At 61.6% G+C, this 11,303-nt stretch carries 13 protein-coding genes; 12 read left to right on the forward strand and 1 reads right to left on the reverse strand.

What is annotated here, in order from left to right; translation table 11 throughout:
* Nucleotides 1-54 precede the first annotated feature (54 nt).
* The 5 genes from AC1D0I_RS31485 to AC1D0I_RS31505 all read left to right on the forward strand — a co-directional run bounded on the left by AC1D0I_RS31485 (nucleotide 55) and on the right by AC1D0I_RS31505 (nucleotide 3,765).
* Nucleotides 55-504: a DMT family transporter gene (locus AC1D0I_RS31485; protein WP_477400037.1), complete on the forward strand. Its 450-nt coding sequence runs from the start codon at nucleotides 55-57 to the stop codon at nucleotides 502-504.
* Nucleotides 504-1,592 (forward strand): tRNA preQ1(34) S-adenosylmethionine ribosyltransferase-isomerase QueA, encoded by a 1,089-nt coding sequence (gene queA, locus AC1D0I_RS31490; protein ID WP_477400039.1) that lies wholly within the window; start codon nucleotides 504-506, stop codon nucleotides 1,590-1,592. The genes AC1D0I_RS31485 and queA overlap by 1 nt, the downstream gene beginning before the upstream one ends.
* Entirely contained in the window at nucleotides 1,582-1,851 is a 270-nt protein-coding gene (locus AC1D0I_RS31495) for a hypothetical protein (RefSeq protein ID WP_477400041.1), read from the forward strand. The genes queA and AC1D0I_RS31495 overlap by 11 nt, the downstream gene beginning before the upstream one ends.
* Nucleotides 1,844-2,974 carry a tRNA guanosine(34) transglycosylase Tgt gene (gene tgt / locus AC1D0I_RS31500; protein ID WP_477400042.1) on the forward strand — a complete coding sequence of 377 codons (1,131 nt, stop codon included), beginning with the start codon at nucleotides 1,844-1,846 and terminating at the stop codon, nucleotides 2,972-2,974. Before AC1D0I_RS31495 ends, tgt begins: the two co-directional genes overlap by 8 nt.
* 65 nt (nucleotides 2,975-3,039) lie before the next feature.
* Nucleotides 3,040-3,765, forward strand: a complete 726-nt coding sequence (locus AC1D0I_RS31505) for an SDR family NAD(P)-dependent oxidoreductase (protein WP_477400044.1) — start codon at nucleotides 3,040-3,042, stop codon at nucleotides 3,763-3,765.
* An 11-nt stretch (nucleotides 3,766-3,776) separates the two neighbouring features.
* Here the strand turns inward: AC1D0I_RS31505 and AC1D0I_RS31510 are convergent, their stop codons facing one another.
* The gene (locus AC1D0I_RS31510) at nucleotides 3,777-4,196 is read right to left on the reverse strand and encodes a DUF4864 domain-containing protein (RefSeq protein WP_477400046.1); all 420 of its coding nucleotides are present in this window, start codon (nucleotides 4,194-4,196) and stop codon (nucleotides 3,777-3,779) included.
* 239 nt (nucleotides 4,197-4,435) lie between these two features.
* Between AC1D0I_RS31510 and AC1D0I_RS31515 the strand changes: the two genes are divergently transcribed.
* The 7 genes from AC1D0I_RS31515 to AC1D0I_RS31545 all read left to right on the forward strand — a co-directional run.
* Nucleotides 4,436-4,672 carry an Lrp/AsnC family transcriptional regulator gene (locus AC1D0I_RS31515; RefSeq protein ID WP_095085044.1) on the forward strand — a complete coding sequence of 79 codons (237 nt, stop codon included), beginning with the start codon at nucleotides 4,436-4,438 and terminating at the stop codon, nucleotides 4,670-4,672.
* Nucleotides 4,673-4,967: 295 nt separating this feature from the next.
* Complete coding sequence (locus AC1D0I_RS31520) at nucleotides 4,968-6,380, forward strand: circularly permuted type 2 ATP-grasp protein (protein WP_167392123.1); 1,413 nt, start codon at nucleotides 4,968-4,970, stop codon at nucleotides 6,378-6,380.
* A gap of 21 nt (nucleotides 6,381-6,401) precedes the next feature.
* Entirely contained in the window at nucleotides 6,402-7,343 is a 942-nt protein-coding gene (locus AC1D0I_RS31525; RefSeq protein WP_477227298.1) for an alpha-E domain-containing protein, read from the forward strand.
* Nucleotides 7,344-7,395: 52 nt separating this feature from the next.
* Nucleotides 7,396-8,190 carry a transglutaminase family protein gene (locus AC1D0I_RS31530; protein WP_477227297.1) on the forward strand — a complete coding sequence of 265 codons (795 nt, stop codon included), beginning with the start codon at nucleotides 7,396-7,398 and terminating at the stop codon, nucleotides 8,188-8,190.
* A 156-nt stretch (nucleotides 8,191-8,346) separates the two neighbouring features.
* Complete coding sequence (locus tag AC1D0I_RS31535; protein ID WP_477227296.1) at nucleotides 8,347-9,078, forward strand: proteasome-type protease; 732 nt, start codon at nucleotides 8,347-8,349, stop codon at nucleotides 9,076-9,078.
* Between the two features lie 108 nt (nucleotides 9,079-9,186).
* Nucleotides 9,187-10,605 carry a pyridoxal phosphate-dependent decarboxylase family protein gene (locus tag AC1D0I_RS31540; RefSeq protein WP_477400048.1) on the forward strand — a complete coding sequence of 473 codons (1,419 nt, stop codon included), beginning with the start codon at nucleotides 9,187-9,189 and terminating at the stop codon, nucleotides 10,603-10,605.
* 127 nt (nucleotides 10,606-10,732) lie between these two features.
* Nucleotides 10,733-11,303: DeoR/GlpR family DNA-binding transcription regulator (locus AC1D0I_RS31545; protein WP_477400050.1), on the forward strand; the 571-nt coding region annotated here is incomplete at its 3' end.

Genomic DNA, 11,303 nt, shown 5'->3' on the forward strand with positions numbered 1-11,303 from the left:
GACAAGATCGTGTCGCTGAAGGTCGCGGCCGACGTCAAGTAAGGCAAAACATCAATGATGGGCGCCGTCTGGTCGCTTCTCGGCATCCTGTCCGGCGCCTTCATTGCCATTCAGGCGCCGATCAATTCGCAGTTGGCGCGCGGCCTGGGGCTCCCGGTCGCGGCGGCTGCGTTTTCGTTCCTGTCGGGCGCGGTGGTACTCGGCATCATCTCCGTCACGGTGGTGAAGCTGCAAGGCATCACGCTCGACTGGAAGGCGCCGGCACCGTGGCTGTTCATCGCCGGTGGCATGCTTGGCGGCTTCTATGTGACGCTTTCGACCATCCTGACGCCGCGCATCGGTGCCGCCGCCCTGATGGCCTTTCTGATGGCAGGACAGTTGCTGGCCGGCATGCTCATCGACCGCGTTGGCTTCCTCGGCGTCGCGGTGCGTGAAATCTCGCTCGGCCGCGTCGCCGGTGCGGTGCTGCTGCTGGCCGGAGCACTGCTCGTCCGGCTCTACTGATGCGCGTCGATCTGTTTGATTTCCACCTGCCGGAGGAGCGTATCGCGCTTCGTCCGGCAGAGCCGCGCGACAGCGCCAAGATGTTGGTGGTCAAGCCCGGCGTGGGACCCGAAGACCGGACGGTTGGCGACCTGCCGTCCCTGCTCAGGGCTGGCGACGTTCTGGTCTTCAACGACACCAAGGTCATTCCGGCACAACTGAAGGGCATCCGACGACGCGGCGAGGCACAGGCTCAGGTCGAAGCCACGCTGCATATGCGCATGGCGCCGGACCGCTGGCTGGCCTTCATGCGGCCGGGCAAGCGCATTGCCGCCGGTGACCGCATCCATTTCGGCCATGACGGCAGTTCCTGTTTCCTCGGCCAGCTCGACGCCACCGTGATCGAGAAAGGCGAGGGCGGCGAGGCGCTGCTTGGCTTCGACCTGTCGGGGGGCTTCCTGGACGAAGCGCTGCATGCGGTCGGCCATATTCCGCTGCCGCCCTATATCGCCTCGAAGCGCGACGACGACGAACGCGACCGGGCCGACTACCAGACCATCTATGCCCGGGAAGAAGGCGCCGTTGCCGCACCCACGGCAGGCCTGCATTTCACGCCGGAGCTTTTTGCGACACTCGACGCCAAGGGGGTCGAGCGCCGCTTCGTTACCTTGCATGTCGGCGCCGGCACGTTCCTGCCGGTGAAGGCGGATGACACCGCCGACCACAAGATGCACGCCGAGACCGGCTCGGTCAGCGAGGCGACCGCCGACGCGCTCAACGCGGCCAAGGCGAGGGGTGGCCGCATCGTCGCTGTCGGCACGACCTCGCTGCGCCTGCTGGAAAGCGCGGCGCGCGCGGACGGTACCCTGGTTGCATGGTCCGGTCCGACCGACATTTTCATTACGCCCGGCTACCGCTTTCGCACCGCCGACATGTTGATGACCAATTTCCACCTGCCGCGCTCGACCCTGTTCATGCTGGTGTCGGCCTTCAGTGGTCTCGATACGATGCGTGCGGCCTATGCGCATGCCATCGAGAACCGCTACAGGTTCTACTCCTATGGAGACGCAAGCCTGCTTTATCGAGCGGAGATGAGCGATGGACGATGATCTCGTGAGCCTGGACCGCGATGCACTGATCGCGGAAGTGAAGAAATTGCGCACCGGCATTCGCCAGCATCGCGACGCCACCGGCCATGATTTGTGCTGGCATCACCCGGATCTGTGGGGCCTGCTGCCGGAGAAGACCGAGCCGTCGATCGCCGTGCCGCCCTGGCCGAAATTCTTGCGTGGCTGCATTCAATACCGCCAGTCGCTCGACAAACAGGCACCTGGCGCCCCGGTTCATGACAAGGAATTCAATGGCTAAGCCGTTCAGCTTCAAGGTTCTGGCGACAGACGGCAAGGCGCGGCGCGGTGTGATCGACATGCCGCGCGGCGAAATCCGCACGCCTGCCTTCATGCCGGTCGGCACCGGCGGCACCGTCAAGACAATGTATATGGACCAGGTGCGCGGCCTTGGCGCCGACATCATCCTGGGCAACACCTACCATTTGATGCTGCGGCCCGGCGCCGAGCGCGTGGCGCGTCTTGGGGGCTTGCACGAATTCGCCCGCTGGCCGCATCCGATCCTGACCGACAGCGGCGGTTTCCAGGTGATGTCGCTGTCCAAGCTGAGGAAGCTGACCGAAAAAGGCGTCACCTTCCGCTCGCACATTGACGGCGCCGCCTACGAGATGTCGCCGGAGCGCTCGATCGAAATCCAGGGTTTGCTCGATTCCGATATCCAGATGCAGCTCGACGAATGCACGGCGCTACCGGCCGAGTTGAAGGAGATCGAGCGCGCCATGGAACTGTCGCTGCGCTGGGCAGAGCGCTGCAAGACTGCGTTCGGCGACCAGCCGGGCAAGGCGATGTTCGGCATCGTGCAAGGCGGCGACAACGCGGCACTCAGGGTGCGTTCGGCGCAGGCGCTGAGCGCGATGGAGTTGAAGGGTTATGCGATCGGCGGTCTGGCCGTCGGCGAGCCGCAAGCGGTGATGCTCGAGATGCTCGAGATCACCTGTCCGGAACTGCCCGAAAACAAGCCGCGCTATCTGATGGGCGTCGGCACCCCCGACGATATCCTGAAATCGGTGGCGCGCGGCATCGACATGTTCGATTGCGTGATGCCGACGCGGGCCGGCCGGCACGGCCTTGCCTACACCAGGCGCGGCAAGGTCAATCTGCGCAACGCCCGCCATGCCGACGATCCGCGTCCGCTCGACGAGGAAAGCGACTGCCCGGCGGCGAGGGACTACTCACGCGCCTATCTGCACCATCTGGTGCGCTCGCAGGAGGCACTTGGCGCGATGCTTCTGACCTGGAACAATCTCTCGTATTATCAGAAGCTTATGCAGGACATCCGTGCGGCAATCGAGGCACATGCCTTCGAAGCACGTGCGGCGGAGATTTCGGAAGGTTGGGCTCGGGGCGATATCCCGGCCATTTAGTCCAGCGTCTCCAGCGATTGACGGATCGGCTGCCCAAGAGCAGATTTGTAATCGAGGGATTGGCTATGGCCGTGACATACGACTTTGCCGGCAAGACGGCGATCGTAACCGGTGGCTCCCGGGGCATCGGCAGAGCCGTGGCCACACAGTTAGCAGGGTCTGGCGCCGACGTCTGGGTATGGGACGCCGATCCAGTGCCGACTGCCGGAATCCACAGCCAGACGGTAGACGTCACCAAGGCGGGCGACATAAGGGAAGCCTTGGCTGACATCGTCGCCCGAGCGGGGCGGATCGACATCCTCGTCAACAACGCTGGCTATCTCGGTCCCTACCTCGGCTTTGAGGCCTTCGAGCCGGTTGAGTGGCAGCGCATTATCGGTGTCAATCTCCTCGGAACGTTCGAGGTCACGCATCAGGTCCTGCCGATCATGCGCAAGGTCGGCAACGGCCGCATCGTCAACATGGGATCGCTTGCAGGCAAGGAGGGCTTGCCGAACCTTGCCGCCTACTCGGCGGCAAGCGCAGGCATTATCGCTTTCACCAAGGCATTGTCGCGGGAGGTTTGCGACACCGGCATTCGGGTGAATTGCGTAGCGCCCGGTCCGATCGATACCGACCTTATCAGGCGCCTTGGCAATGAAGTTGTCAGCGACATGATCGGCGCCAGCCCGCTGAAACGGCTCGGCTCCGCCGACGAAGTCGCTGCGTTGGTGCTCTGGCTGTGTTCCGATTCGAGTAGCTTCAACACTGGTGCCGTATTCGATATGTCGGGCGGCAGGGCGCGCTACTGATATCGGCTGCCTCAGGTGCTCAGCGAATTCGACGCGCGCAGGCTGCAGCCGGTGATCTGGAACGTGCCGTCGGGCTGTTGCTGCAGCGTGTAGACAGCCTCGTAATCCTTGCCGTCGGGGCCGACGATCAGCACCTGCTGGACGATCGATGTCGGGCTCGTCTCCTCGACCTTGCCAAAAGAATAGGTCTGTGGGTTGCGCACCGGCGCATAGCCGTTGGTCACCATGTTCATGAAGGTGTCGACGGTCGGGAAGATCTGCTTCACGTTGGGTGCGGCGAAGCTATAGGCGGTGGCGCCGTCATTGGCGATGAAGGCTTTCAACTGGCCGTCGATGGCGGCTTGCGCCGCCTTGACCTCGGCATCGCCGGCAAGCRCAGACGACGCCAGGACGAGTGGAACGAACGCGAATGCGAAAAACATACGGCGCATGGCCTGTCTCCGTTGCCCCTTGCTAAAGCTGCCCCCGCAAAACTGTTCCAAGAGGCATTTTAACATACGCATGGTGGCGCTTCACGGTTTCATCGGTGGCGAACATTCGTGTCGCCCCGCGCGCGCTGCGGGAAGTCTTGGCCCGGGCCCGAGCCGGCTGAGCATTCATCCGGCGCTTGAAAGCCCGCCTCCAGTCTGTCAGAAGGGCCGCTTGGACTTGGACGTTTAGGGACGAAGCCATGAGGGCGTTTTTCGTGCAGATCAAATGCGAGCTTGGCAAATCCTATGAGGTTGCCAGCGCGCTTGCCGATGCCGAGATCGCCTCGGAAATCTACTCGACTGCCGGCAACTACGATCTGCTCGCCAAATTCTACGTCGACGACGAGGAAGATGTGGGCCATTTCGTCAACGAGAAGGTGCAGATTCTGCCCGGTATCAAGGACACTTTCACCGTCGTGACGTTCCGCGCCTTCTAGAGCCCGTTCCATCCCCGATAGAATCGGGATGCGGCTCTATCTCAGTGTTTGAGCATGATCTCGGGACAAACGATTTCCGTTTGTCCGAGAAACTGGATTCGACCTTTTTGGGATCATGCTTCAGCTTCGGAACGCGCCTGCCCGGCCACGAGGCAAAGCCTGACCAAGGGCATATTTCAGCTGCCTTAATTTTGGGCAGCCGCCACATACTGGTCGTCCAACTCCCTCAAATCACCGATTGCGCTTGATTTTCTCCGGCGACGCCAGTGAAATGGTGTCACAGGGGAGTATGCGATTGGCAGCGTTCGATGAAATGCTTCCGGAAGTCTCCGGATTGAGAAGACCGTATTCGGCTTATGATCGCTGGCTGAAGGAGCAGGATCCGGCCAGGCTTACCGAGAAGATGCAGGACGCCGAACGCGTCTTCCGCAAGACCGGCATCACCTTCGCCGTCTATGGCGAGCAGGAAGCTTCCGAGCGGCTGATCCCGTTCGACATCGTTCCCCGCATCATCTCGGGCAATGAATGGCGGCGCCTGACGCAAGGCATCGAACAGCGCGTGCAGGCGCTGAATGCCTTCCTCGACGATATCTACCATCGCCAGGAGATCCTGCGGGCAGGGCGCGTTCCCAGGGAATTGATCGCCAAGAACGAAGCGTTCTTGCCGGAAATGATCGGGGTCAGGCCACCTGCCGGCGTCTACACCCACATCATCGGGGTCGATATTGTCCGCATCAGCGAGGACGAATTCTACGTGCTGGAGGACAATGCGCGCACGCCGTCGGGTGTCTCCTACATGCTGGAGAACCGCGAGACGATGATGCAGCTGTTCCCCGAGCTGTTCCAGAAGATCAAGGTGCGGCCGGTGGAAAACTATCCGCAGCTCCTGCGGCAGTCGCTGGCGGCGGTGCGGCCGCAGAGCACCAAGGGCACGCCGACGATCGCCGTGCTGACGCCCGGCAGCTTCAACTCCGCCTATTTCGAACACGCCTTCCTTGCCGACCAGATGGGCGTRCAGCTTGTCGAAGGTCAGGATCTGCGCGTTGTCGACGGCCATGTCGCGATGCGCACCACCGAAGGCTACAAGCAGATCGATGTACTTTACCGCCGCGTCGACGATTCTTTCCTCGATCCACTGACCTTCCGGCCGGACTCCGCACTTGGCATACCCGGCATCATGGACGTCTACCGTGCCGGAAACATCACCATTGCCAATGCGCCGGGAACCGGCATTGCCGACGACAAGGCGATCTACTCCTACATGCCCGAGATCGTCGAATTCTACACCGGCCGCAAGGCGATACTCGGCAACATTCCGACCTGGCGCTGCTCGGAACCGGACAGCCTGAAATACGTGCTCGAGCACATCGACGAACTGGTGATCAAGGAGGTCCACGGTTCCGGCGGCTACGGCATGCTGGTCGGGCCGGCGGCGACCAAGAAGGAGTGCGAGGATTTTTCCAAGAAACTCGCGGCAAAACCGTCGAACTACATCGCCCAGCCGACGCTGGCGCTGTCGACGTGTCCGATCCTGACTGACAAGGGCCTGGCGCCGCGCCACGTCGATCTCAGACCCTATGTGCTGGTTTCCGACCGCATCCAGATCGTGCCCGGAGGGTTGACGCGCGTCGCGCTGAAGGAAGGGTCTCTGGTGGTCAATTCCTCGCAAGGCGGCGGCACCAAGGATACGTGGGTGCTGGATGATTGATTTTCACTTGAAGGGTTTTTGATGCTTTTAGGCCGCACCGCCAACGGGCTCTATTGGATGAACCGCTACATCGAGCGGGCCGAAAACATGGCGCGGTTGGTGGATGCCGGCTTGCGCATGGCGCTGACCCGCACCCAGAGCGCCTCGGAGGAATGGAATTCGGTGCTGCTCAGCGCCGGCTCCGACGTCGCCTTCACGCAGAAATACCAGGATTATACCGCCGCCAATGTCGCCGACTTCCTGTTGCGCGATACGTCGAACCCGTCGAGCACGATGGCGGCGATCGAGACGGCCCGCAACAACGCCCGCATGGTGCGCACCGCGCTGACGCGCGAGACATGGGAAAGCATCAACGAAGCCTGGATGTCGCTGAAGCGGATGCTAGCAAGGCCGATCGACGAACGCGACCTGCCGAGCGTGCTCGATGCGATCAAGCGCGAGACGGCGCTGATCCGCGGCTCGTTCTACGGCACCATGCTGCGTAACGAGATCTTCGATTTCTCGCAGCTCGGCACCTATGTCGAGCGCGCCGACAACACGGCGCGCATCCTCGACGTGAAATACTACGTGCTGTTGCCGTCGATTTCCTGGGTTGGCTCGACACTCGACAACTACCAGTGGGAATCGATCCTGCGCTCGGTGTCGGCGCACCGCTCCTACCGCTGGGTCTATGACGCAGACTACAAGCCGACCAACATTGCCGACTATCTGATCCTCAATGTCCGCATGCCGCGTTCGCTGACCTTCTGCTACCGCTTCCTCGCCGAACATCTGAAATTCCTCGGCGACGACTACGGCGAGCGTCATGCCTGCCATGCGACGGCCGACAAGACGCAGGCCATGCTGAGAGCCGGGTCGATCAAGGACATATTCGACACCGGCCTGCATGAATTCCTGGCCAATTTCATTCGCGACAACACCAGGCTCGGCGACGAGATCGCGCAGGACTACCGGTTCAATTGAGCATGATCGCGAAAAATGGGACAAGAGCATGCTCACAAGCGGGACATAGTGCATGCGGCTAAAGATCACCCACAGGACCGAATACCGCTACGATGCACCGGTGCACTATCTGCTGCAGCGGCTGCGACTGCTTCCGGTCAGCGGATCGACGCAGACCGTTTTGTCCTGGGCACTGGCCATCGAGGGCGCGCGCGAGGAGGTTCGCTTTGTCGACCATTTCGGCAACGACACCAGGCTGTTGAGCGTCGAGGGCGAGCGCGACTTCATCACCGTGGAAGCGGCCGGCGAAGTGGTGACGCGCGACACTGCGGGCGTCTCCGGACCACACCAGGGTTTTACGCCGCTCTGGCTGTACAGCCATGAAACGCCCTTGACGGCGATCGGCAGCGGTGTTCGTGAGCTCGCCGCATCCGTCGGTAAGGGCACCGACATCGAAAGGCTGCACCGGCTGATGGCTGTCATCGGCGATCGCGTCGCCTACACGCCCGGCACCACCAATGCGGCGACGCCGGCAGAAGAAGCCTTGGCGCTGAAGACCGGTGTCTGCCAGGATCACACCCATATCTTTGCCGCCGCGGCGCGCGCCATGGGCTTTCCTGCCCGCTATATCAGCGGGTATCTGATGCTGGATGCCGCCGTCGAGCAGGCCGCAAGCCATGCCTGGGCCGAAGCGCATGTTGCGGGTCTGGGCTGGGTCGCCTTCGATGCCGCAAACGGCATCTCTCCAGACGAGCGCTATGTAAAAGTGGCAACCGGCCGCGACTATCGCGACGCCACGCCGGTGTCGGGAATTCGGCTGGGACAGGCGGAAGAACAGCTTGCGGTCACCGTCACGGTGGAGCAGTAATCCGCCAGGATTGCCGCCGGAGCAATTCCAGGAAAAGCGTGAAACGGTTTTCCCGGGAAAAGCGGATAGCGCTTTCCCTTGGGAATTGCGTCGAAACAAGGAGATAGAGCGGTTCTGCGTTTCCGTGAAACGATGAATCGCTCTAGAAGAGATTCCATGACCTATTGCGTCGGCCTGAAGATTGATCGCGGGCTCGTGTTCATGTCGGACACGCGCACCAATGCCGGTATGGATTCGATTTCCACCTTCCGCAAGATGCATGTCTGGGAGCAGCCGGGCGAGCGCGTCATCGTGCTGATGTCAGCCGGCAATCTGGCGACGACGCAGGCAGTGGTCAGCCTGCTCGACGAACGCACCAAGGCAATTGCCGATCGCCACGCAACGCTGCTGGAGACACCGTCGATGTATCAGACGGTGCGGCTGGTCGGCGATACGGTGAAGGAGGTCATCGCCAGCTCGTCACCTGCGGGCGAGAAGGCGGATTCCTACTTTAATGCCTCTTTCATCCTCGGCGGCCAGATCAAGGGCAGYGAGCCCCGCCTGTTCATGATCTATCCCGAAGGCAATTTCATCGAATCGACCGACGACACGCCGTTTTTCCAGATCGGCGAGACCAAATATGGCAAGCCGATCATCATCCGCGCCTATGAGAAGACGATGAGCCTCGCAGAGACGGTGAAGCTGCTTCTGGTGTCGTTCGATTCGACACTGAAGTCGAACCTGTCGGTCGGCTTGCCGCTCGACCTGCTTTTCCTGGAGAAGGACATTTTCAAGGTTGGGTTGAAGAAACGGATCGGCCAGGACGACCAGTACTACCGCACGATCTCGGATGGCTGGTCGAATGCGCTGAAGACAGCTTTTGCCAGCCTGCCCGATTTCCCGGGGTAGGCGCGCGGCCCCAGATGGCGGTTGCGTATATTTCACATGTTAAATAATATCAGATCCTGAAGAGCGACTGTGACGGGCGGCGGCGAGGAATCTTGTCGGGAGGACACGATGAACAATGATGATTTCCGGCAATGGTCGCGGCGCGCAGCCGACTGGGGCGCCGACTACCGCAACACGCTGCGCGACCGGTCGGTGCGGCCGCTGGTCGAGCCGGGCGATATTTTTAAGAGCATAGAAGCTTCGCCGCCCGAAAACGCCGAACCGATGGGCCGGATTTTCGCCGACTTCGAAGAGAAGATCCTGCCGGGGATGACGCATTGGCAGCATCCGCGCTTCTTCGCCTATTTCCCGGCCAATGCGGCGCCAGTCTCGGTGGTGGCGGAATATCTGGTCTCGGCGATGGCCGCGCAGTGCATGCTGTGGCAGACCTCTCCGGCGGCGACCGAGCTCGAAACGCGCACCGTCGACTGGATGCGCCAGGCGCTTGGCCTGCCGGAAGGCTTCTCAGGTGTGATCCAGGATTCAGCCTCCTCGGCTACCCTGGCCGCGGTGCTGACCATGCGCGAGCGCGCGCTTGACTGGCAAGGCAACAAAAAGGGGTTGGCAGGGCAGGCGCGCTTGCGCATCTATTCCTCCGACCAGGTGCACACCTCGATCGACCGGGCGATCTGGGTGTCTGGTATCGGCGAGGACAATCTCGTGCGCGTCCCCGTCGGTGGCCGCTTTCGCGCCATGAACACGGCTGCGCTCGAGGCGGCAATCATTGCCGACCGGGAAGCCGGCATGCTGCCGGCCGGCATCATCGCTTGCGTTGGCGGCACCAGCACGGGTGGCACCGACGACATCGCCGCGGTTGCGGAGGTGGCGCGGCGGCATAGCCTTTATCTTCATGTCGATGCGGCCTGGGCCGGCTCGGCAATGATCTGCCCGGAATACCGGCATTTCTGGAGCGGTGTCGAAGCGGCGGATTCCGTTGTCTTCAATCCCCACAAATGGCTCGGTGCGCAGTTCGATTGCTCGATCCAGTTCCTGCGCGATCCCGAAAGCCATGTGCGGACGCTGGCCATCAAGCCGGATTACCTGAAGACCCATGGCCATGACGGCATCATCAATTATTCCGAGTGGTCGGTGCCGCTCGGCCGGCGGTTCCGCGCACTGAAATTGTGGTTCCTGCTGCGCGCGCATGGGCTGGAAAGCCTGCGAACGATGATCCGCAACCATGTCGCCTGGAGCGAAGGCCTTGCCGCGCGGCTGGCAAAGGAGCCGGATTTCGAGATCGTCAGCGAACCGATGCTGTCGCTGTTTTCGTTCCGGCACAAGGCTGCCACCGGCGCCGACGCGGACGCGGACGAGCACAATCTGCGGCTGGTCAATGCGATCAACGACGATGGCCGCATCTACCTGACGCAGACGAGAGTCGACGGACGAGTGGCGATCCGGTTCCAGGTCGGACAGTTCGAGGCGACTGCCGGCGATGTCGATGCCGCCTTCGTCGTCATTGCCGAAATCGCGCGCGGCATGGGCTGAATCTGCCTTGATGAGGTTGCGTACAGCTTTGGCTTTGCGATCAGGTAAATTCTATTAGCCGGCTTATGCCTTTTCATTGCTTTCGTTTTCGACTATAGACAAGAAAAACGAAAACGGGAGGTTGCCCATGTATCTGTCGCCGCGCCATGCCGAAATCATCCAGATGGCCAAGGATCATGGTCGCGTGCTGGTCGACGATCTGGCCACCCACTTCAATGTGACGCCGCAGACCATACGCAAGGATCTCAACGACCTGTGCGATCAGCGGCTGCTTTCGCGCATCCATGGTGGTGCGTTGTTCCCCTCCGGCATCGAGAACATGGAGTATGAGGCCAGGCGCAAGATCGCCGCCGACGAGAAGGAAGCGATCGGCCGCGCGGCAGCCAGACTGATCCCCGACAATGCCTCGCTGTTCATCAACATCGGCACCACGACGGAGTCGGTTAGCAAGGCGCTGCTCGATCACAACGGGCTGATGGTCATCACCAACAACATCAATGTTGCCAACAGGATGCGCATATATCCCTCGATCGAGGTGGTGATCGCCGGTGGGGTTGTGCGCGGTTCCGATGGCGGCGTGGTCGGCGAAGCTGCGGTCGATTTCATCCGGCAGTTCAAGGTCGATTATGCGGTGATCGGCGCTTCGGCCATCGACCATGACGGCGCCTTGCTCGACTTCGATTTCCGTGAGGTCAAGG

It is taken from the genome of Mesorhizobium sp. P2_D1 (genome assembly GCF_056404455.1).